At 38.9% G+C, this 21,575-nt stretch carries 21 protein-coding genes; 9 read left to right on the forward strand and 12 right to left on the reverse strand.

All coding sequences use genetic code 11. The features are described from left to right. The first annotated feature begins 310 nt into the window (after positions 1–310). Positions 311–487 carry a HopJ type III effector protein gene (locus tag DC498_RS26505; RefSeq protein ID WP_240627852.1) on the forward strand — a complete coding sequence of 59 codons (177 nt, stop codon included), beginning with the start codon at positions 311–313 and terminating at the stop codon, positions 485–487. A 31-nt stretch (positions 488–518) separates the two neighbouring features. Here DC498_RS26505 and DC498_RS04290 read toward each other — a convergent pair whose 3' ends face one another. Beyond that, positions 519–1,409, reverse strand: a complete 891-nt coding sequence (locus tag DC498_RS04290) for a DUF72 domain-containing protein (protein WP_116872886.1) — start codon at positions 1,407–1,409, stop codon at positions 519–521. A gap of 174 nt (positions 1,410–1,583) precedes the next feature. Between DC498_RS04290 and DC498_RS04295 the strand changes: the two genes are divergently transcribed. Continuing rightward, complete coding sequence (locus tag DC498_RS04295; RefSeq protein WP_116872887.1) at positions 1,584–2,480, forward strand: ABC transporter ATP-binding protein; 897 nt, start codon at positions 1,584–1,586, stop codon at positions 2,478–2,480. 26 nt (positions 2,481–2,506) lie between these two features. Then, entirely contained in the window at positions 2,507–3,316 is an 810-nt protein-coding gene (locus DC498_RS04300) for an ABC transporter permease (protein ID WP_116872888.1), read from the forward strand. Positions 3,317–3,344: 28 nt separating this feature from the next. On the opposite strand, the gene ybaK is transcribed toward DC498_RS04300, so the two are convergent. The 6 genes from ybaK to DC498_RS04330 all read right to left on the reverse strand — a co-directional run bounded on the left by ybaK (position 3,345) and on the right by DC498_RS04330 (position 6,480). After that, complete coding sequence (gene ybaK / locus DC498_RS04305) at positions 3,345–3,821, reverse strand: Cys-tRNA(Pro) deacylase (RefSeq protein ID WP_116872889.1); 477 nt, start codon at positions 3,819–3,821, stop codon at positions 3,345–3,347. A 249-nt stretch (positions 3,822–4,070) separates the two neighbouring features. Then, positions 4,071–4,634, reverse strand: coding sequence for a DUF4256 domain-containing protein (locus tag DC498_RS04310; RefSeq protein WP_116872890.1), 564 nt, complete (start codon positions 4,632–4,634; stop codon positions 4,071–4,073). 50 nt (positions 4,635–4,684) lie between these two features. Further along, complete coding sequence (locus DC498_RS04315) at positions 4,685–5,263, reverse strand: YdeI/OmpD-associated family protein (protein ID WP_116872891.1); 579 nt, start codon at positions 5,261–5,263, stop codon at positions 4,685–4,687. Positions 5,264–5,290: 27 nt separating this feature from the next. Next, positions 5,291–5,677 (reverse strand): DoxX family protein, encoded by a 387-nt coding sequence (locus DC498_RS04320; RefSeq protein ID WP_116872892.1) that lies wholly within the window; start codon positions 5,675–5,677, stop codon positions 5,291–5,293. Positions 5,678–5,682: 5 nt separating this feature from the next. Continuing rightward, complete coding sequence (locus tag DC498_RS04325; protein WP_116872893.1) at positions 5,683–6,150, reverse strand: SRPBCC family protein; 468 nt, start codon at positions 6,148–6,150, stop codon at positions 5,683–5,685. A 6-nt stretch (positions 6,151–6,156) separates the two neighbouring features. After that, on the reverse strand, positions 6,157–6,480 hold the full coding sequence (locus DC498_RS04330) for an ArsR/SmtB family transcription factor (protein ID WP_116872894.1): 324 nt from the start codon (positions 6,478–6,480) through the stop codon (positions 6,157–6,159). A 166-nt stretch (positions 6,481–6,646) separates the two neighbouring features. Here DC498_RS04330 and DC498_RS04335 point away from each other — a divergent pair, with 166 nt between their 5' ends. After that, positions 6,647–8,674 (forward strand): M3 family metallopeptidase, encoded by a 2,028-nt coding sequence (locus DC498_RS04335; RefSeq protein ID WP_116872972.1) that lies wholly within the window; start codon positions 6,647–6,649, stop codon positions 8,672–8,674. A 516-nt stretch (positions 8,675–9,190) separates the two neighbouring features. On the opposite strand, the gene DC498_RS04345 is transcribed toward DC498_RS04335, so the two are convergent. Continuing rightward, positions 9,191–9,451, reverse strand: a complete 261-nt coding sequence (locus DC498_RS04345) for a hypothetical protein (RefSeq protein WP_116872896.1) — start codon at positions 9,449–9,451, stop codon at positions 9,191–9,193. A 299-nt stretch (positions 9,452–9,750) separates the two neighbouring features. Here DC498_RS04345 and DC498_RS04350 point away from each other — a divergent pair, with 299 nt between their 5' ends. Continuing rightward, positions 9,751–10,503, forward strand: coding sequence for an OmpA/MotB family protein (locus tag DC498_RS04350; protein WP_165813743.1), 753 nt, complete (start codon positions 9,751–9,753; stop codon positions 10,501–10,503). Between the two features lie 168 nt (positions 10,504–10,671). Continuing rightward, a complete protein-coding gene (locus DC498_RS04355) occupies positions 10,672–11,406 on the forward strand; it encodes a DUF4241 domain-containing protein (protein ID WP_165813744.1) in 735 nt (244 codons plus the stop codon). A gap of 11 nt (positions 11,407–11,417) precedes the next feature. Here the strand turns inward: DC498_RS04355 and DC498_RS04360 are convergent, their stop codons facing one another. Then, positions 11,418–12,107 carry a hypothetical protein gene (locus tag DC498_RS04360; protein WP_116872899.1) on the reverse strand — a complete coding sequence of 230 codons (690 nt, stop codon included), beginning with the start codon at positions 12,105–12,107 and terminating at the stop codon, positions 11,418–11,420. A 124-nt stretch (positions 12,108–12,231) separates the two neighbouring features. After that, positions 12,232–14,037 carry an ABC transporter ATP-binding protein gene (locus DC498_RS04365; RefSeq protein ID WP_116872900.1) on the reverse strand — a complete coding sequence of 602 codons (1,806 nt, stop codon included), beginning with the start codon at positions 14,035–14,037 and terminating at the stop codon, positions 12,232–12,234. 100 nt (positions 14,038–14,137) lie between these two features. Between DC498_RS04365 and DC498_RS04370 the strand changes: the two genes are divergently transcribed. Further along, positions 14,138–15,121 (forward strand): DUF6454 family protein, encoded by a 984-nt coding sequence (locus DC498_RS04370; RefSeq protein WP_116872901.1) that lies wholly within the window; start codon positions 14,138–14,140, stop codon positions 15,119–15,121. Positions 15,122–15,204: 83 nt separating this feature from the next. On the opposite strand, the gene DC498_RS04375 is transcribed toward DC498_RS04370, so the two are convergent. Together DC498_RS04375 and gyrA are read right to left on the reverse strand one after the other, a co-directional pair. Next, the gene (locus tag DC498_RS04375) at positions 15,205–16,473 is read right to left on the reverse strand and encodes a tetratricopeptide repeat protein (protein WP_116872902.1); all 1,269 of its coding nucleotides are present in this window, start codon (positions 16,471–16,473) and stop codon (positions 15,205–15,207) included. Between the two features lie 48 nt (positions 16,474–16,521). Further along, on the reverse strand, positions 16,522–19,095 hold the full coding sequence (gene gyrA / locus DC498_RS04380; protein ID WP_116872903.1) for a DNA gyrase subunit A: 2,574 nt from the start codon (positions 19,093–19,095) through the stop codon (positions 16,522–16,524). A gap of 214 nt (positions 19,096–19,309) precedes the next feature. Here gyrA and DC498_RS04385 point away from each other — a divergent pair, with 214 nt between their 5' ends. After that, on the forward strand, positions 19,310–19,669 hold the full coding sequence (locus tag DC498_RS04385; protein ID WP_133176761.1) for an NUMOD4 domain-containing protein: 360 nt from the start codon (positions 19,310–19,312) through the stop codon (positions 19,667–19,669). Positions 19,670–19,888: 219 nt separating this feature from the next. Then, positions 19,889–21,187, forward strand: coding sequence for a saccharopine dehydrogenase C-terminal domain-containing protein (locus DC498_RS04390; RefSeq protein ID WP_116872973.1), 1,299 nt, complete (start codon positions 19,889–19,891; stop codon positions 21,185–21,187). Positions 21,188–21,575 lie beyond the last annotated feature (388 nt).

Here is a 21,575-nt window from a genome sequence, read left to right on the forward strand (position 1 = left end):
AGAATAATAAATCGCTCTGTGTAACTTTGTGTATGCTTTGTGGCCCTTTGTGTAACAAATCCTGTTTCGCCGATGCGAACACCGGAATTCGTGGCAGGAAATATATCAGGGGTTATTTAAAAATAACTTCGGGCATGCCCAATACGCAGAATGGAACACAGATAAAACGGATATGGCCGATATTTACGGAATGTATCGTTGTTTATCAGTATCTGGCAGTTATTGATGAACAATACACACATACACCTGCTGCTTTTAAAATGGGGGACAATACAATAATGCTACAGAAAACCAGGGAAGCGCAAGGGTATTGTATTTTGCATACCTGCATAAATTAAGCAAAGAAGAATCGCTTAGCCTGTTTGCAGAACATTACCAGGATGTATTAAATAATCCGGATGCAATTAATCACCAGAATATCCGCCAGTTTATGAAGCATGGATGGAGCGGGGTTGAATTTGAAGGAACAGCTTTATCTCCAAAATAGCTTTGCAAATTATATAACAGTATCGTGTACCCTAAAATAACGACGACTGGGCGCCGGGCTTATCCGGCACTTTCAAATCCAGCTTAAACACCCGGTTCATTTCTTTAATAAAATGCGCGGCTAACAGGGGAGACTCTTTTTCGATATTCTGATGCACAAAAAAATATAATTTTTGAAGCCCTGCCTTGCGCCATTTAGCAATATGAAGAATCCAGTCATCAAGTCTTGTAATGTCTGAGGGGTGATTAGCACCTACATAGCGGATAAAAGCTGCGGGTGTTGTCAGTCTCATGTGCAACATATCTCTTCGTCCTGCTGTATCAACAATAATATTTGTCATGCGCAGCTTTTCCAGCACATTGCCAAATGCTTTGCTTATTTTCTTATCGTTAAACCAGGCTTCATTACGTACTTCAACCGCCAGTGGAATTCCTTTTGGAAAATCTTCTAAAACAGATTTCAAGCGCTCAAAATCCTTAGGCGCAAAATTATCATGCAGCTGCAGGAATGCCATGCCAAGCTTTTCTTCAAAATTGCTGATGGCGTTGCAAAAATTTTCTACAGGTTCCTGCACATTAATTAGCCGGCGGTAATGTGTAATTAAATCTGTAACCTTAGGAAAAAACTTAAACCCTTCAGGTGTTTTGTTTTTCCAGGTTTCCACCTGTTTAACATCAGGCATTTTATAAAAAGTGGCATTTAACTCAATACAATTGAACTGCCTTGAATAATAACTCAATTCATCTTTGGTACCTCTTGGATAAAAACCTTTCAGATCGCTCCTGTTCCATTTGGCGCACCCCACATATACTTCAAAAGGTTTATCGTTTTTGAATGACTTTAACAGCGCCGCGGTTTCCGGAGCGTCTTTCGGCAATGTGAAATCAACTTTTCCGGGATTGGATACTTTTCCAAATTGCATGGCAGATATTTTGAAAATGGAATATTTATATTGCCATGCAATGTTACGATATGTTGTATTGATATGGTAACATGGTGTATATACAGCAGGAGTAAGAAGTATAAAAAAAAGTTTAAAAAAGAAAATTTTATAGTTACTTTGTAACTCAAAGCGCTTTTAAGAAAACCAATAGTAATGCAACCAGTTCTCTCATTGTCAGGCATAACAAAATTTTATGGCCCGGTACGAGCCTTAAACAATATCTCTTTTTCGGTTCCCCAGGGTAGTGTATTTGGAGTATTGGGGCCTAACGGAAGTGGTAAAACAACTTTGTTGAGTATTATTCTTGATGTGCTGAAGGCAAACAATGGAAATTTTTTATGGTTCGGTCAGCCCGGTTCGCCGGATCAACGAAAAAGAATAGGATCGCTGTTGGAAACGCCCAATTTTTATCACTATTTATCTGCTGTTGATAATTTAAAAGTTACACAAAGCATCAGCGGCAGGGGAGATGCTGCTGGTATTGACCGCGTATTGAAAAAGGTGAAATTATACGATCGCCGGAAAAGCCGCTTTAAAACCTATAGTCTTGGCATGAAACAACGCCTGGCAATTGCCTCCACGTTATTAGGTGATCCCAAAGTGCTGGTGTTAGATGAGCCTACCAATGGACTTGACCCTGTAGGTATTGCTGAAATACGTTCACTTATAATTGAATTGTGCCATTCGGGTCATACCATAATCATGGCAAGTCATTTATTGGATGAAGTAGAAAAAGTCTGCACTCATGCAGCTATACTTAAATCTGGTGAACTGGTAACAACCGGGGAAGTGAATGAGATATTACAGGATGAAGATGTGGTAGAGCTAAGTGCGGTTGATCTGAACTTACTTGCGGGTATAATAGAACCGATAGGAAATCGTGTAAATATTGATAAAGAAGCGAACACAATACAATTATGCCTTCCTAAAGGAACAGCAAAACTGGATGAGATTAATAGTTTTTGCTTTAATAAAGGTATTGTGCTTAATCATCTTTTACTAAAGAAAAAGCGATTGGAAACAAGATTTTTTGAATTAACCAACGACTAAGGCTTTGATTTTTTCAATATAATTTTATGCGGAAACTTTTGCGGACCGAATGGCTTAAGATAAAAAAATATCCTGCTTTCTGGTGGATGCTGGGAATTGTTTCGTTATCCTATCCCGGAATGAATTATGCCATTTATGTGAATGGTTACAAAGACCAGTTGAATGATAAAAACATGGGATTGATACTGGCAATGCTACCTAATCCGTTCACATTTCCTGATGCATGGCAAACAGTAGCTTTTATTTCTTCATTATTTGTGTTTCTTCCTGCCATTGTGGTAATCATGTTCATTACCAATGAATATAGCTATAAAACAAACCGGCAAAATATTATAGATGGATGGAGTCGTAATGATTTTATGATGAGTAAAATGATTGATGTCATCATTATAACAATGATTATTACGATACTCTATGCAATAACAGCCTTTATAATTGGCAATATCAATTCCGGGGAAACAACAGGAAGCGCGTGGGAAGGTACAAGATATATCGGGTTGTTTTTTCTGCAACAGTTTTCGCAGTTATCTCTTGCATTATTGATTGCGTTCCTTGTACGAAAGGCATTTATAGCACTTGGTATTTTTCTTTTCTATTATTTTCCGTTGGAACCATTACTGGTACAGTTAGGTAAAAAATACGCAAATGGTTATGGTGAGTATCTACCCCTTGAAATTTCTGACAGACTTATTCCGTTTCCAAGGTGGTTTATCAAAGATGAGAACGAATGGAAAGCAGTAGTTGCACAAAGTAATATACATATTTTGTATACTTTTATTCTCCTGGCTGTAACATGGGGCATATGTTTCCGGGTAAATAAAAAAAGAGATTTATAGACAAAAACATTTCCTGTTTACGTTATCATCACAGTACTAAATCTGTGAACGATAATTCAATTACTTTTGCCAGATCAGCCGGATTAATTACAATTTGCAGACCTCTTTTTCCTGCACTTATTACAATAGCGTCTTCTAATGTTGACAATTCTTCAACAAAAGTGGGAAACTGTTTTTTCATTCCGATAGGAGAACAGCCGCCACGTATATAGCCTGTTATGGCTTGCAGGTCTTTCATTGGCAGCATTTCACAGTTTTTATTACCGGAAGCTTTGGCGATTTTCTTTAAATCGAGATTGGCATTGCCGGGAATAACAGCAACTATATATGGGTCTTGTTGCCCTTTTAGCACAAGTGTTTTGTAGATTTTTTCCGGGGCAATACCTATGGCTTCGGCTACATCTACAGCACTCTGGTGCTCATCCATATCTACCTCGTAAGTCCTTAGTTCGTATGGAATGTTCAGTTTATCCAGTATCCGCGCTGCATTGGTTTTAACTATCATGGTTATCTGAACACTGATTTTATGAGTATTAATATTGTTGAGCCTAACGCAACAATCCATAAAAGTATTCTAAAAAATACAGGTATCCTTTTATTGGGTATCAATTTTAGGGACGTAATCTAAGTGGTTCAAAAATTCTGTTTTGCTGTTAGCAATGCCCATTTTATAATTGTATCACGGTTAATGACAGCCGGAAATGCATGAATTAAATTTTTTAAATTATTTATTAGTGGCTTTGTGGCATTCCGTTTACACTTTCAATACTCCCCTGAATCCTCTTGCAGCATAATAGGATTCTGCTCCGTTATGATAGGTAAATACTGTATCGTAGCGCCGATCACAAAATAAAGCGCCACCGAGTTTTCGGATGGGAAGGGGAGTAAGCACCCAACTGGATGTTTTCAAATCAAATGTGCCGAGTTGTTGCAGCCAGCGATATTGTTCTTCATTTAAAATATCTATACCCATTTCATCTGCCATACCAATAGCGCTGTGTGCCGGTTTATGCTCTTTTCGTGAGGCGAGTGCTTCAGCATCATAACAAATGCTTCTGCGTCCTTTAGGCGTTTCAGCGGCGCAATCATAAAAAATATATTCACCTGTTTGTTTATCATATCCAACAACATCTGGTTCACCACCGGTCATTTCCATTTCGTTCAGCGACCACAACTTGCCGGGGTATGCTTCAAGCTTTGCCTGTACTGTATTCCATTCAATGGCGTTATGCCTGCTTTTGTTTTTTTCAAAACGGGTCTGTAATATCTTCAGCAGTTCTTTAGTCAGTGAACCGGTAAGTATGTTATCAGGTTTCATATGTTGTTTACTGTTATTGAAATTAACGAATCTGGTGTTGACAATTTCAGTTAATCATCCAACCCTTTTCCTTCGAGGATTTTTGGTATATATTTTTGTACCCTGTCTAAACGGGTTTTGGATTGCTTAGCCTGGGAAAAATAAAAAAGATAAGCGCGTTGACGACCTGGGGTTAATGATTCAAATGCTTTTTTGAGCGTGGCTTTTTTATTAAGCTGCGTTTGAAATTCTTGAGGAATGTTATAGTCTGATGTTTTCTTCAATTTTACTTTCAGTCCGGCTTTTTCTATTTCAATAGCCTGATAGATATATGCTTTGAGGATTTTTTTGTGCTTTTCAATTTCTTTTATGCCTGTAAAGCGAACCTGCCGTGCAGATTGTACATTTTGGGTTTGTTGTATCAGTATGCCCTTCTCATCCTTTATTAGTGCGCCTTTAAAAAAAAGAAAAGCGCAATATTCCTTAAATACATGTATCAACACAATATTGGCGTCATTGTATTGATAGCAGGGGCAGCCCCATTTCAATACTTCTTCAAGTCCGCAATCAAGAGCAATGGACCGCATCTGCCTGATCTCTTTCTGCCATTTTTCATTGCCTTCAAAATAAAAATCTACTTTTGGATTCATATGCTTTGTTTATATGTTGTCATATTCTCATGTGGCAGTGGTTAAAACCGCTTTTCTGTTTAAAGGTCTGAAATACCAGGATATTACGGTTAGTATAATCAACAATACCGGGCCAAAAAATTCTTTACCGCTGTCTCCAACGGCTGCATGAGAAAATACAGCCCCGGACATCACGAAAAAGAAACCAGCATATGCCCATTCTTTGAGTACCGGAAATGCAGGGATCAAGACTGCAATTACGCCCAAAATCTTCCAGGCACCGAGTATGGTCAGTATATAAACCGGGTAACCTAAATGGTCCATCATATCTGTTTCCTCTTTCAATTTCAATAACTGTACTATCCCGGTAGAAGTCATGCCTAACGAAAGCCAGGCAGTAGCGATCCAGTAAATTATTTTATTTCGTTTGGTCATACATGTTATTTTAAAGCGTTTGCGATTTGTTGCAGCCTGTCATGCGCCATATTGATACCCCATGCAAAAGGCAGTTTTAATTGCGCATCCCTGTACGCAACAGAGCGAAATACCGATTGTATAATGAGCTTACTCGTATTATCGGTTAATGCCTCAAATTCAATAAATTCAGTTTGCACATCAAAACCGGCATTCGCCATTTCAAAAGTGCGTATGATCTTTTGATCAGCAATGATATCATGTATGGTGCCGTGTGCTTTAAACAACACATTTCCCTGCGGATCTGTAGTTTCAAATGCATAAGCACCATGTTTTTTACTTTCAAGTTTTAATACTTTGGTTCCCATCCATTGCTCAAGAATATCGGGTTCAGTATATGCCTTAAATAATAATTCAACGGGAAGATCAAATTCCCGCGTTATCAGTATATTCTGTGTGCCTTCTTCGGCATGCACTTTTGTTTTTCGTTCCATATGGCTTTATTTTTTTGTCTTGTATTGCTTCATTATCGTTTCCAGCTTATTAAACCTATCATCCCACATGCTGCGGAAAGGCTCAATAAAATCAGCTATTACTTTCATTTTTTTAGGATTGAGGTGATAATAAATTTCCCTGCCGTTCTGTTGCTGAGTCAGCAGTTCACACTCAGCAAGTATCTGTATGTGTTTAGAAATGGTTTGTCTTGTTGAATCAAAATTCGCGGCGATAGCGCCGGGTGTCATGGCATGGGCAGCTAAAAGGGTGATAATTGCACGGCGCGTGGGGTCTGCTATTGCCTGGAAAATGTCTCTTCTTAAATCCATTATGCAGCTATTTGACTGCAAATATATGCGCAGTTATTTAGCTGCGCAAATTTATTTTATTCACATGCCTTCACAGAATGTTTTTATGCTGCAATTGCTTTAACATACTTTCTGCCATTTCACGCACTACTTAAAGTATATTTGTGACGGCAATTAAATGAAACAGATGAGCACAATTTTCTCCCGGACTTTTAATACTCCTTTCGAATCCGTTCCTTTTAACAGCATTCCTTCAGAGGCATACGAGCAGGAGATAAAGCAGACTATTGCTGCTGCCAGGAATGAAGTAGATGCGATTGCAGATAACACTGCAACACCTGATTTTGAAAACACTGTCGCTGCATTGGAAAGATCAGGCAGATCACTAAGTCTTGCTTCCGCTGCTTTTTTCAATCTCACTTCTGCGGAAACCAATGATATCCTTGAAAAAACAAAAGCAATAGTATCACCATTGCTTGCCGCATTTGGAAATGATATTACCCTGAATGAAAAATTATTCCATCGTATAAAAGCTGTGTATGATCAGCGTGATACATTCAGCCTTATACCCGAAGAAAAACGGCTGCTTGATAAAACTTATAAACGTTTTGTACGTAACGGCGCATTGCTTTCTGCCGTGCAAAAAGAGAAGTTGCGCAACATTGACCAGGAGCTTGCAAACCTGACGGTAAAATTTTCGCAGCATGTTTTGCAGGAAACCAACAATTATTTTTTGCATATTACCAATAAAGAAGAATTGCGCGGGCTTCCTGATTCTATTTTGCAAATGGCGGCTGCTGAAGCCGGTTCCCGAAACCTTGAAGGATGGGTTTTTACCTTGCAGTTTCCCAGTTATGTTCCTTTTATGACCTATGCGGCCAACAGGGAGCGAAGGAAGGAGTTATATCTTGCCAATGCACGAAAAGCTTTTGGAAATAATGAACGCAATAATGAATCTATAGTAAAAAGAATAGTTGCATTGAGGCAGGAACGGGCAAATGTGTTGGGCTTTACTTCACATGCCGATTTTGTTTTGCAGGAAAGAATGGCATCATCCCCTGAAATAGTTACAGATTTCCTGAATGATTTGCTGCAAAAAGCAAAACCTTTTGCCATTAAAGATATTGAGCAATTAAAAAGCCTGGCCGCTGCTGATGGCATCAATGAATTGATGGCTTATGATCATAGTTACTATGCAGAAAAACTAAGGGAAGCAAAGTATAATTACGCTGAAGAAGAAATCAAACCATATTTTTCATTACCGCTTGTACAGCAGGCAGCGTTTGATGCTGCCGGCAAGCTATATGGCCTGCATTTTAAAAAGCGGGATGATATAGCTGTTTATCACTCTGAGGTTGAAGTATATGAAGTGCTGGAAAACGGGGCACATAAGGCGCTGCTGTATACCGACTGGTTTCCACGTAATGGAAAAAGGGCAGGAGCGTGGATGACTTCTTTCAGGGGACAGTATATTAAAAATAATATCAATCATCGTCCTCATATAAGCATGGTGGGCAACTTTTCACGTCCTAATGGCGACATGCCATCCCTGCTCACTTTTAATGAAGTTACTACTTTGTTTCATGAATTTGGACATGCGTTGCACGGTATACTGGCTGATACTGTGTATGAAAGCCTGAGCGGCACCAGTGTATACTGGGATTTTGTGGAGCTTCCTTCACAATTCATGGAAAACTATTGCTATGAAAAATCCTTCCTGGGCACTTTTGCCAAACATTACCAAACAGGAACGCTGCTGCCTGAAGAAAAGATAGATAAGATCGCGGCATCGGCCAGCTTTATGGAAGGATACCAGACATTGCGTCAACTGTCTTTTGGTATATTGGATATGGCATATCACAGCAACCGGTTTAACGATTCGGATAGTATAGAAGCTTTTGAAAAAGCAACCATACAACAAACCGTTTTATATCCCAATATAGAAGGCACGGCTTTAAGCCCTTCTTTCTCTCATGTTTTTGCAGGCGGATACGCGGCAGGCTATTATAGTTATAAATGGTCAGAAGTACTGGATGCCGATGCTTTTGAAGCATTTAAGGAAAAAGGGATTTTTGATACAGCTACGGCAGCGAAATTTAAAACGCTGTTAAGTAAGGGAGGTACTGAAGACCCCATGGATTTGTATCTTGCTTTCAGAGGCCGTAAGCCTAATCCTGAAGCGCTGTTGCGCAGGGCAGGGTTGCTGATACAATAATTGATGCTAAAAAAACAGTTGAATTTTTGTGTACTTAGCTGTAGTGCTACTATTAAGCTGCAGTGGCCACGCTCGCTTGTACTATAGTAATACTATTGAGCTTTACCGTATTAATATTGTTGGTACACGTCCTATATTAGGCATGGGCTGCTTGTGTAGTAACAATGTATAAATTAAATAGGGTTTGCTGTTTTACTTCCGGCATTTATTTTTTTAAGTTTTTACCAGTAACCGGGTTAGCCGCCTCTTTTTGTCTGGTTTCGCCGAAGGCGAAATTGAAAAAATGCGAAGCATATTTTTTCAAAAGACAAAAAGCAGCGGCGTTCCGGTTACGCAGCCCGCCGGCTGTGGAGGCAAAAATGGAGTTAAACAGCAAGCCCTAAATAACTTGTTCGCCACGTCCCCTTCAACTATGTGCTAATTATCAACTTTTATAATATGTGGGAGACGTGGCGGCGAAGGAAAAATCGAATTCGTTCATTTGCTCCATCCACGGTAGTTACAATACACATTTTCTTAAAGATATTTTCGCATTGATATCGCATGTATTCGCTTGTATTCACTGGTCAAATATGCAAGCGCAGCAGCCCTTTTTTTCATTTTTCGCTGGTTACGCTTCAAAACAACTTTAAACCTATCATTGCGTGGCAATACAATACTATCTTCCACATACTGTATACTACGGAGTTCATGAAATAATTTCGCCTCCATATAAACAATCAGTTTTGCAATTTGCGCATTGTTTAAGAGTGTTACTCTGGTTTTTAAATCTTCCATAACTAACAGATTTTTTAAAGTAAAAGAATTGAAATGTGTGCCTTTATAATTTCCATTTCACCAACAATTTCAAAGAGCTTAACCCAAATACTTATTAATCAACCATTTACAATCTGCCTCTTTCATTTTCCTATAATTTATATTATGTTAAATAAAAAATTTTGCTTTATTCCATTGCTCCTGCGAATTAGCTTACCGTCCTTTACGCAATGCATAAAAAATCATTTGCTTGTCTGTTCGGCATCTATTTTGTTTTAAGTATGTACCGGTTCATATTAGTAAATGTTTAAATGATAATTATGGTAAGAACTTATGTTACATTATTAGTCATCGGCGGCTCTTTGATCTTTGCATCCTGCGGGCCCAGTAAAAAAATGAGAGCTGCTACAGCCCGGATAGATTCATTAAGTACTGCAAATGCAGATCTCCTTAAATTAAAAGGCAGCCTTGAGGATAGCGTAAAAGCCGGCCAGGATGCGCTTAAGACAGCAAATGAAGCATTGCAAAATTCAAAAACAGAATTTGAAACTGCAAAGACTGAGTTATCTAAAACCAAAACACTTTTAACCGAAGAACAGCAAAAAATGGATGCATTGCGCAATCGCCTGTCTGATGAGTTGAAAGATTTTTTGGGTGATGGCGGTGAGGTAAAATTTGAAAATGGTACAATAACAATAGAAATGCTCAGCGGGCTTTTATATCCCAGTGGCAGCGCTGTAGTGAATGCCAAAGGGAAAAAAGCACTGGATGCATTGGCAGGAGTTTTAAACGATTATCCTGATCTTGTGGTAAATATTGTTGGCGGAACAGATGACAAACCTTTCAGAAGAGGAAATAATGATAATTGGGGATTGAGTACACAAAGAGCCAACAGCGTTGTACGCATCCTCACAAAAAAATATAACATTGCTCCTACCCGGCTTGTCGCATCAGGCAAAGGAGAATTTGATCCTGTTGCAGATAATAGTACAGCCGGTGGCCGTGCCCAAAACAGGAGAACAGAAATTGTAATTAACCCGGATATTGATAAGGTCTGGAGCGCTATACAATAGAAGTATATTTTGCCGGTAATTCATCAAGTAAAGCCGCCTTTTGTCAGGCGGCTTTTTTAATATATTTTTGATGAAAATTTACAACCTTTTCTGCTATACCAGAACTATATGTGGTTCATTTCATTGCGGCAACTTATACAAAGATTCAGCATTTTAAATACCAGCATTTTGATTTTCATATTTGGAGCCTGCCATAGCCCGGGTTTTTCAAAAGTCGCTGCAGGTTTTGATACATTGCAAATACAGCCGTATGACGTATTAGCCAGTCCGTCAATATTTGAAAAAGCATTTTTTAAAGGAGCTTTTTCAGTAACAGAAGATAGAGATTCTGTTCATTTTTTTCAATTGAATATTGGTAATATCAATATAGAAACCGGAAAAATTATTGCTGCAGATGTTGTAACCCAATATGATATGCCGCCATTTACACAAAATTTTCCTATTGGCAGATTCCCGGTACTCCTGTCTGTTGCCCGATTGCGGAATAACGATGAAAGAATTGCTTTCAGCCAAATCGTATTTCCCCAGGACACCATCACTCATTGGGAATACGCATTACACGGTAATCAAAAGCCGGCATCTATATTTTCTGATACATTATACAGCTATGGCGTTGATGCAGGTGTTGGATTGTTTATAGATGAAAAATCTAATAATGCCTTTAAAAAATTATCAGATAACATTGCTGATCTTATGCAGAAATATATTTTCAAAGGTCTTAACGATCAAACACATACCTCCTGGCAATATAATATTCAATCCTTTCCGGGAGGAAATCTTGCTGCATTTTCCACGGGCTGGGGCGACGGCCATTATGCTACCTATATTGGTTTTAATAAGAACGAAAAGCCTTGCAGATTATTAACTGATTTCGCATTAATAAACTGGTGGAAGAACGAATGATAACACACCTGCTATTTCTTTCCTCCAAATAAAAGCCGGGCTCCAATTGACCACTCCGTATTAGCTCCTATATTAGCACCAATGTTAAAATTATTCGATTTTATGCTTGAAGAAGGGTCATTTATATAATCTGCTTTTGCATTACTATACATAGCATAAACCAAATTATTCAACCCGGTTTCAATGTGAAACATGGGTGTAACTGCATAGGAGATTCCGGGGGATAAACTCAATTGAATATTTACACCTTTTTCTTTTCTGTTTGTATAGATATTGGATGACGAACCTTGCCATTTATTTTCCCCTTTGAACAGATCAGCGCCTGCAGCTCCCTGCAGAAAAAGATAAAAACCTGAGTTTCCAAGATTTTTGTATTGACGTGCAAAAATATTTAGTCCATACCCATTACGTTTTTGCAGCGTGAAGTCATTGGTAGAATTTCCGTTTTCATATTTTGTATTATTAAAAGCGAGGCCCCCACCTACAACAAGATTTTGTTTAACAAAATATCCATAGGATGGATATATACCGGTATTTGAGCTTTTACTTGTAACGGTGCCATTATTGGTCTTGCTTTTACCTGTGCTGTAATTAAAGCTGAAACCAGCCATACCAGTGCCTGCACTTATTTGCGCCTGTGCACGATCAATGAGAATAAAAACAAAAGCAGACAGCATTGTGAAGTAGAATTTTCTTTTCATTGGTTAAATATTTGTTTTCGCAAATATGGGAGAAATAACAAGCAACAAATTCGAGTCATTTTTATTTAACCATCTTTTATACAAATCTGCTGTGAAATTTTATAACCGTGCAGCGTTTTCCTTTTTAGGAAATCTGCTGGTGTTTCCACAATTCTTTAAATGTTTCGCTGTTATTTAAAAGATATTCAAGGCTGCCTTCTACTACAATGCATCCACCTTCTATTACACAGATATGATCAAAATATTTCAACAGGTGTAAACGATGCAAAGCAGATACTACTACTTTATTTTTAAACAGGGCAAACATGTGTTCATAAATTTTCAATTCCGTTTTCGGGTCAACGCTGCTGGTGGGTTCATCCAGTAATATAATATCACTGTCTTTAGCAGCAAGCATTCCTCTTGCCAAAGCCAGTCTTTGCTTCTGTCCACCCGAAAGGTTTACACCTTTTTCTGCAATATTGCTTTGTAATCCTTTGGGTAATTGTTTCACTACTTCCCAAAACTGAACAGCGCTGCAAATGCTTTCAATTTCAGCGTTGCTGTAATCAACCCCAAGCGTTATATTGTATTCAATAGTATTTTCAAATATTTCAGGCTCTTGCGGAAATAATGTTACATGAGACGCGATCATATTAATACCACCGGGTTGTGCTATACCATCAATATTTATAGAGGCACTTTGTGTCGCAGGATACAAACCACGTAAAACTGCCAGTAATGTACTTTTGCCACTACCACTCTCCCCTATCAGCGCTATCCTTTTACCTCTCTGTAACATTAAATGTATGTTATGAAGCCCGGCAATTTTCTCTGTATTGATATCGGCAGGCAAGAAATCTTCATTGCCTTTATGGGAAAAAGATAAGTTTTTGATTTCAATTTTTTGCCAGTCCCCGTGTAACGCAGTATCATTTTCAGGCAAGTGGTGCTGGTCGTATGCTTCGCTGATAATAAAAGCAGTTCTTACATTGGTTGCATCTTTTACAACATCAGTATATAAATATGCCACATTGTGAAATACGCTTGTAAACCGCTCTACATATCCCATCAATGTGACCAAACCACCGAGCAGCATTACCTGCCCGGGTTGCCAGTTTTGCCATACGTACCCTATTAATATCACCACATATATTAATGCAACCAGCATATCTGTAACAAACCATTTCCATTCATTAACAGATACATTTTTCCGGAATGGTGGCCATACTGCCATAATCCGGCTTATTAAAGTCTGTTGCAGCCGGCTTTGCAAACGCAGGGTTATCACAGTAACTACATTGGATAAACTGTCGAATAAAGAGGCGGAAACCTTATGTTCTTCTTCATTCACTTCTTCCAGTGTTTTAATATAAGGTTTATCAAACTGAAAAATGGTAAAGATGACGATTATGCCCAGCACCACCGCCACCCCACCAAATAGCGGTGAGAAATACAGCATGGCCGCAAATGAAATAAAGAACTTTGCAAGCGTATGTACATATTCAAACCCTCGTTCAAAAAAATTCCTGATAGATTCGTATGCTTTGCGTATACGATTAATAATTTCACCTGAGTGATGGTCCTGCTGCCATTTTACAGGCAATTGCAATACTTTATGATAGTACTCCTCCATAAAGTTTTTCGCGATAAAGAAAGCAAGCTTTCGCTCTACTATACGTGCAGGCCCGTGAAAGCTCCAGTCTGCAAGTTTTACCCCGAGGTATACAAGTGCATATATCCAGGTACGCCGCAACGCGTCAGTACCGTTTTGCTGAAGATCGTTGATATACACTCCCCATATAACAGGCAATGCGGCCTGTACCAGATTGCTTAATGCGAAGGCTGTATAAATAATGGCATATTTAAACCGCATTTTACCGGCATAGCGCCAGCATACCTGTAACAGAAACAGGTAAGGATTGTGGAAATAGTTTCCGCGGTAACTCATGCAGGTAGTGATATGACCTGCAAATTAGGGAGCAAAATGCATAATTTAATATTTCATTCAATTGTTTTGGTTTCCATTACTCCGGCAGGCAATTATAAAAATGATAACTTTCAGCTTTAAGGATAAGATTATGATCATTACAATAAGACTAAAGTATTTTGCAATATTATATGCTGCAATATTTCAGGTATGTACACTTTCTGCGCAGCAGAAAAAACAATCAACCATCGCTCAATATTTAACCAATATTCAACCGGAGCCTTTATGGCATCTTGCAGATAGTATTCCGCTGAATTTCGACACTTACCATACCCAGGGACTTACCAAAGCGGGCAATTATTTTTATCTTACTTCGGTTAAGGTTAACCGTTGGCCACAGCGATATGCATCTCCCAAGGATGGCTTTGACCGTGACAATGGAGATGGAGTTGGCTACCTGTTTAAATTCAATGAAAATGGGAAGCTCTTAGATAGTATACGTTTGGGGAAAGATGCTGTATATCACCCCGGTGGAATTGATTTTGATGGGAAATATATATGGGTGCCTGTGTGCGAGTATCGCCCGTTTGGCAAATCGATGATTTACCGGGTGAACCCTGAAACAATGCAAGCCACCTTAATTACTACAATTACTGATGCGATTGGAGCCGTTGCCTATAACAGGGATGCTAATGAACTTATTGGCATGAACTGGGGCAGCAGGGTATTTTATACATGGAAAATAAGCAATGCAGGCAATAAAATACAGGCGATTTTATTACATCAAAAAGGAGATTTAAATCAGCATTTTTATGTTGACTTCCAGGATTGTAATTATGCGGGAAATGGAAAAATGATCTGTTCCGGCCTGCGCAGCTATAAAAATGCAAAAGGTGAATCAATAAAATTAGGCGGATTGGAGCTGATTGATATGCAAACATTTGATGCAGGATTACAACTGCCGGTAAGCCAATATACAGCAAAAGGTGTTGTTATAACCAATAACCCTTTCTATATAAGTATTGCAAATAATAAACTACAGTGCTATTTCATTCCGGAGGATGATAAGTCCGTATTATATATACACGAATTGAGACAGCAATAAAACAGCTGCAATGCTCCTGGTTATTATAAACAAAAAGAGGGCATTACCCTCTTTTTGTTTATATCGTGAGATAGTTTACAATTTTATTTTCTGCTGTCAATCTCATCATATTTCTTCTGGTAGAAATCTGATTTTGCTTTGTCTTTTTTCCTGTCATAGCAATATGCCAGGTTATTACAAGCTGATTTTAATTCAGATTTTTCAGACAGTTTCAGCGTTTCTTTTGTTATAAGGTTATTATAAACGGCTTCAAACGGAGGAATAGCTTTGTCACAAAGCGCAACAACCTGTGCCTTCAATTCTTCTTTTTTCTTTACATCTTCAGGTTTTGTGCTCTTGATCTTGTTAGCATCTTCTTCAATAAATAAAGCCTGGTTAAAATAATGCTTGGCAAGATTCAGATTTGCTTCTAAAGCTTCAGGCTTTAGAGCCAGTGCTTTTTTATACAGATCCTCAATTTTAACAATACGCTCATCGTAATCAGCAGGTCTGTCTTTTACATCGCTAACATGTGTTTCATTAAAAAGCTCATTGGCATAATCAATGATCATTTCATAATTCTGGGGATTAGAAGCAATAAGCTCTTCGTATTTAGCATAGATGGCTTTTTTATCACCCTGGTTACGCAGGTAGTCAAACTCTACCAATGGTAAATAATCGTCTTTAGGGTATAATGCCTGTCCTGTTTTAATATATTTCTGCATGTTTGGCACATCTTTTTTATCAAGATAGTATTTAGCGAGGTAGCGATAAATTGTTACATATTCTGGTTTGCCGCCAATGTTCGCGTCGGCCAATTTTTGAAACAAGCCTGTAGCTTCCTCTTCTTTCTTTGCATTCATAGCAGAAAGCGCAGCATAGTAGGTTAATGTAGTATCTAATTGAGAAAGTCCCCAACCCCTTGAGAAAATATAACTGCTCACATCATTTGATTTTTGAAAGGTCGCCAATGCATCTTCGTATTTTTCTGCATTATACTGGCTGGCACCCAAATCAAAATAACCGGCATATAAATCATAAATCGGCTTGTAGCTTTCAAGCGTTAATTGTTTTACAAGCTCATTCTTGTCAATTTCTTCAGCTTTTTTAATAGCCGCAAAAGCATCAGCTCTCCCATCAGGAACCAGGGTTTTAAATTTATCATTTGCCGCTATTGCCGCATACACTTTAGCTTTAGTTATCCAGGCTTCCACTTTCTTTTGCTGTTTTGCATTTGTCAACAACTGGTCAACACCTTCCTTTGCTTTGTCAAGCTCACCGTTCTTAACCATGTCATTTATTTTGTCAATATTCTGGGCAAATCCGCCTATGGTGCAAATCGCCAGGAAAATAACAAGCATTGCTTTTTTCATGTTGTGTATTGTTTTGTTATTTATTGATTTTAAGTTTATTATAAAGCTTTATTGAATATTATTTTCAGGTTCACCAGGTTGTACTTCGTCGCTTTTTTGTTCTTCTTCATTATTACTTTCAGCACCATACCGCGATAATTGGGTAATAGCAGCTATTGCATCGTCCTCATCAAGCCTGATCAGTTTTACGCCCTGCGTTGCTCTACCCTGCTGGCTCACCTGGTCCACAGCCATCCTGATGGTTATACCGGATTTACAGGTTATCATCAGATCTTCTTCCTCGCTTACATCCAGTATACCCACCAGCGCACCGGTTTTATCGGTAACATTAATGGTTTTAACACCCTTACCACCACGGTTGGTTATACGGTACACATCTTCACCCGATTCATCTGTAAAAGCAGTTCTTTTTCCAAAGCCTTTCTCGCTCACAACCAACACTGTACGAGATTTATCTTCCCTTTTGACACAAATCATGCCAACCACTTCATCGTTTGTATTATCCACTTCTATACCCGCTACACCAATAGCACCCCTGCCTGTCGGGCGAACCTTGTTTTCCGGGAAGCGTATTGCTCTTCCGCTTTTTACAGCCATCATAATTTCACTCTCGCCGTCTGTCATTTTTGCTTCAAGCAATTCATCACCTTCAACGATGGTAATAGCGTTCACACCGGTTGCACGTGGTCTGCTAAAGTCTTCTAAAAGTGTTTTTTTAATAATACCCTTCTTGGTGCAAAGTACGATATAATGTTTCTTTACAAACTCCTCATCATCTAAATTTTTTACATCAATAATCGCTCTTACTTTATCATCCTGAGGAAGTTGTATCAAATTTTGTATTGCTCTTCCCTTGCTTGTTTTATCGCCTTCCGGCAATTGATAAACCTTCAGCCAATAACATCTTCCCTTTTCAGTAAAATAAAGCATGGTATGATGGGTAGACGCCACGAACAGGTGTTCAATCCAGTCCTCCTGCTTGGTTTTTCCACCAATGGCACCCCTGCCACCACGGTTTTGCTGGCGATATTCTGATGCTGAAGTTCTTTTAATATAGCCCTGGTGAGAGATGGTGATGACTACATCTTCTTCCTCAATCAGGTCTTCGATGCGCATTTCATCAGCCAGGTATTGAATTTCACTTTTGCGCTCATCTCCAAACTTATCTTTTATTTCGAGCAGTTCAGTTTTTATCACTTCATAGCGTTTGCCTTCATCAGCCAGCAGATCCTGCAGGTATGCTATCAGCTTCATCAGTTCATCATATTCTTCTTTGATCTTATTACGCTCCATGCCGGTAAGGCGCTGCAACCTTAATTCAAGTATTGCTTTGGCCTGAATTTCATCTAATCCCCAGCCTGCATTAATAAGGTTTTCTTTGGCAACCTCAGGAGTAGCAGAGTTGCGGATAAGTGAAATCACCTCGTCAAGATGATCGAGCGCTATAAGATAACCCTGTAAGATATGCGCTTTTTTCTGTGCTTCCCTCAGCTCATACTGCGTTCTTCTTACCACTACCTCATGCCTGAATTCAATGAATTCGCTGATAAGATCCCTTAAGTTAAGGATCTTGGGGCGGCCTTTTACAATAGCTACATTGTTTATTCCGTAAGAAGTTTGCAGCTCAGTATGTTTATAAAGCTGGTTGATAACAACATTCGCGATAGCGTCTCTTTTCAGATCTATCACTATCCGCGTACCATCTTTTTCTGTAGACTCATTGTTTACATGCGCTATGCCTTCAATAATCTTTTCGTTTACCAACTCACCTATACGGTTGGTAAGCGTATCACGGCTTACCTGGTAAGGTACTTCCGTAATGATTACCTGCTCGCGGCCGCTTGCTTTTGTATCTACGTGTAATTTACCGCGAAGCACAACCCTGCCTCTTCCTGAATGCATAGCGGCACGCACGCCTTCGTATCCGTAAATAATACCACCGGTTGGAAAATCAGGGGCTTTTACATATTTTATAAGCTCATCAACCGTAATTTCTTTATTATTGATGTAAGCGATACAGCCATCAATAACTTCGGTAAGGTTATGCGGCATCATATTGGTGGCCATACCCACGGCAATGCCACTTGAACCATTTACCAGCAATTGTGGAATGCGGGTAGGAAGTATAGAAGGTTCTTTTTCTGAATCATCAAAATTCAGGTTGAAATCAACGGTGTCTTTTTCAATATCATCGAGCATGTGCTCGGCAAGCCGCTGCAATCTTACCTCAGTATAACGCATTGCTGCGGGACCATCACCATCCTGGTTACCAAAGTTACCCTGTTTATCTACCAGGGTATAACGCATGCTCCAGTCCTGCGCCATACGCACCATCGCGTCATATACAGATCCATCGCCATGAGGGTGATATTTACCCAGTACTTCCCCTACCACACGGGCAGATTTCTTAAAAGGTTTGTTGTGATTAAGCCCTAATTCATTCATCGCATATAAAATGCGGCGATGCACAGGCTTCAGCCCATCACGCACATCGGGCAAAGCTCTTCCCACAATTACGCTCATCGAATAATCGATATAAGCGGTTTTCATCTGCTCCTCAATGTTCACCTGTATTATGCGGTTATTATCGTTGGTTTCCTGCGGCGTTAGATTTTCTTCCATAAATTATTTTTCCGTTCTTATTGCTATACTTTTTACTGGAAATTAAAATGCCTGCAAATGTACCGTTTTTAAAGGGCTTTTGAGCTAAAAACAATACGTTTTGTACCCCTTTTTTCCACTTACTTAAAAGTGAACATCTATTTAGAAAACAGAAGCAAAACTTAGTGTTAATTTGTATGGTAATAATAATGCTAAAACATTAAAGGTTGATTGTATGATCAAATTAGATTATGATTATTTAAACCTTACATTATCTGACCTGCCGGGTGAAATATGGAAAGATGTACCGGGGTTTTTAGATTATTACCAGGTATCAAATTATGGCAGGGTAAAAGCGTTGGAAAGATGGATAGAAAGAAATAGTGGCAAAGGCGATCTTCATTTAAAAGAACCAATTTTAAAACAAACTGTTCATAAAGGACTAAATGCCTATACTCAAGGGTACAAAATTGCATTAGCTGTGAGCATGAGGAAAGACGCAAAAAGAACTGGTATTACAACAGCAAGATGGGTTTGCCATCTTTTTGTAAAAAAGTTTGACATGTCAAACAAAAAAATTAACTGTATATGGTGATAATCTCAATATACGTTTCACTAACCTGGAGCTTATAACAAAGTCTGAAGTACAGGTAAAAACATATAAACAGGAAAAGAAAAGTGGATGGATATGGTGATTTGGAAGCAGAAAAATTAACAGGCTTTGATTATATTGGTATTGCAGATTGTGCAAAAAAGAGAAGGGAAACTTATAAAGGGTCTGTTTGGAAATATATTGATTAACAAATTTAAATGTTTGAAAAAGATTTTACTATTCGGCGCCGGAAAATCTGCCACTGTGCTTATTGAATATCTGAAAAAAAAATGCCTGGAATATACCTGGCAACTTACTGTGGCAGATAATGATCTGAAGCTCGTTGAATCCAAACTGCGCGGAGCGCAGTACACTACTGCGGCGGCTATTGATATTAATAATGGAGAACAAAGAATGCAACTGATTTCACAGGCTGATATTGTTATTTCCATGCTGCCGGCATCCCTGCATTTTTTAGTAGCGCAAACCTGTATTGAAACCGGCAGGCATCTGCTTACTGCTTCTTATGTTGACAAGAACATTCAAACATCTGCATCCCTCATAAAAGAAAAGGGCTTATTGTTTTTATGTGAGATGGGGCTCGACCCCGGCATTGATCATATGAGTGCCATGCAATTGATTCACCGCATAAAAAATGATGGTGGAAATATTACTTCATTTTATTCTCATTGTGGCGGGTTGGTAGCGCCGGAAAGTGATGATAACCCTTGGCATTATAAAATAAGCTGGAACCCGAAAAATATTATACTGGCAGGTAAAGCCGGCGCGGTATATAAAAAAGATGATGAAACCTTGTCTATGCCTTATGAATTATTGTTTGATGAGAACAGGACAATACATATACCGGATTATGAAAAATATGCATGGTATCCTAACCGGGATTCCTTAAGCTATAGTGTGCTGTATGGGCTTGAGCGTTGTGGTACTTTTATACGAACTACGCTCCGCCATCCTGATTTTTGCTATGGCTGGAAACAGGTTGTTGCATTAAAGCTAACGGATGAGGTTAAACGATATGATACTGATCAATTATCTTACCGCACTTTCTTTCAGCAGCACCTCTCCCACCATGGATTAACAGATAATTCCTCACCAAAGCAAAAAGAAATGCTTGCTTACCTCAAACTATACAGCGATGATGCAATTGGTCAGGGGGTACTTTCTGCCGCTGAAATTATACAGTTAAGCGCAGAAGACAGGCTGATGTTGCATACAAAGGACAGGGATATGATCATCATGATGCATGAGATAATGCATAAAGAAAGCAACGTACATAAAAAGATTTCAAGCTCGCTGGTTGTAAAAGGAGATAATAAGCTTGAAACAGCAATGGCGAAAACTGTTGGCCTCCCGCTGGGAATTGCCGCTGTAATGATTTTGAAAGATGAAATAAAATTAAGGGGGTTGCATATTCCTGTTGTGCCTGAAATATATGAGCCGGTACTGGAGGAATTGGGGAAAGAGGGAATTGTTTTTAGAGAGGAAGAAATTGAACTATAAAAATACAAGGGCATCATGAGGGCGGGTTCGAATACGATGAACGCGCCGTATTCCAGGGTTGCGGGTTCCGTCATTTCAAATACCAAACCTGATTCAGGAAAAATATAAAGATGACATTTGCTTTCTTTCTACAAACAGTTAGCCGCTATGCAGCAGGATGCCGGTTACAGCTTATAAGTTCCCGGCTTACCGGTTGCATTATTCACTGGTTATTTCACAGAGGTACACAAAGGCTACACAAAGAGCCACAAAGAATAATAAAAGGCTCTGTGTAACTTTGTGCATGCTTTGTGACTCTTTGTGTAGCAAATCCTGTTTCACCGATGCAAACACCGGAAAAATAATAGCTGTTTTATAAACCATTAAGAAGTTAAGGTACATGAAGGCT

Origin of the sequence: Terrimonas sp., assembly GCF_003075435.1 — a bacterium.
Lineage (GTDB): Bacteria > Bacteroidota > Bacteroidia > Chitinophagales > Chitinophagaceae > Agriterribacter.

What these genes read in the sequence shown, in the direction of transcription:
- DC498_RS04290 (WP_116872886.1), bottom strand. Translation starts at nt 1,409, where the DNA reads ATGCAATTTGGAAAAGTATCCAATCCCGGAAAAGTTGATTTCACATTG.
- DC498_RS04295 (WP_116872887.1), top strand. Translation starts at nt 1,584, where the DNA reads ATGCAACCAGTTCTCTCATTGTCAGGCATAACAAAATTTTATGGCCCG.
- DC498_RS04300 (WP_116872888.1), top strand. Translation starts at nt 2,507, where the DNA reads ATGCGGAAACTTTTGCGGACCGAATGGCTTAAGATAAAAAAATATCCT.
- ybaK (WP_116872889.1), bottom strand. Translation starts at nt 3,821, where the DNA reads ATGATAGTTAAAACCAATGCAGCGCGGATACTGGATAAACTGAACATT.
- DC498_RS04310 (WP_116872890.1), bottom strand. Translation starts at nt 4,634, where the DNA reads ATGAAACCTGATAACATACTTACCGGTTCACTGACTAAAGAACTGCTG.
- DC498_RS04315 (WP_116872891.1), bottom strand. Translation starts at nt 5,263, where the DNA reads ATGAATCCAAAAGTAGATTTTTATTTTGAAGGCAATGAAAAATGGCAG.
- DC498_RS04320 (WP_116872892.1), bottom strand. Translation starts at nt 5,677, where the DNA reads ATGACCAAACGAAATAAAATAATTTACTGGATCGCTACTGCCTGGCTT.
- DC498_RS04325 (WP_116872893.1), bottom strand. Translation starts at nt 6,150, where the DNA reads ATGGAACGAAAAACAAAAGTGCATGCCGAAGAAGGCACACAGAATATA.
- DC498_RS04330 (WP_116872894.1), bottom strand. Translation starts at nt 6,480, where the DNA reads ATGGATTTAAGAAGAGACATTTTCCAGGCAATAGCAGACCCCACGCGC.
- DC498_RS04335 (WP_116872972.1), top strand. Translation starts at nt 6,647, where the DNA reads ATGAGCACAATTTTCTCCCGGACTTTTAATACTCCTTTCGAATCCGTT.
- DC498_RS04345 (WP_116872896.1), bottom strand. Translation starts at nt 9,451, where the DNA reads ATGGAAGATTTAAAAACCAGAGTAACACTCTTAAACAATGCGCAAATT.
- DC498_RS04350 (WP_165813743.1), top strand. Translation starts at nt 9,751, where the DNA reads ATGGTAAGAACTTATGTTACATTATTAGTCATCGGCGGCTCTTTGATC.
- DC498_RS04360 (WP_116872899.1), bottom strand. Translation starts at nt 12,107, where the DNA reads ATGAAAAGAAAATTCTACTTCACAATGCTGTCTGCTTTTGTTTTTATT.
- DC498_RS04365 (WP_116872900.1), bottom strand. Translation starts at nt 14,037, where the DNA reads ATGAGTTACCGCGGAAACTATTTCCACAATCCTTACCTGTTTCTGTTA.
- DC498_RS04370 (WP_116872901.1), top strand. Translation starts at nt 14,138, where the DNA reads ATGATAACTTTCAGCTTTAAGGATAAGATTATGATCATTACAATAAGA.
- DC498_RS04375 (WP_116872902.1), bottom strand. Translation starts at nt 16,473, where the DNA reads ATGAAAAAAGCAATGCTTGTTATTTTCCTGGCGATTTGCACCATAGGC.
- gyrA (WP_116872903.1), bottom strand. Translation starts at nt 19,095, where the DNA reads ATGGAAGAAAATCTAACGCCGCAGGAAACCAACGATAATAACCGCATA.
- DC498_RS04385 (WP_133176761.1), top strand. Translation starts at nt 19,310, where the DNA reads ATGATCAAATTAGATTATGATTATTTAAACCTTACATTATCTGACCTG.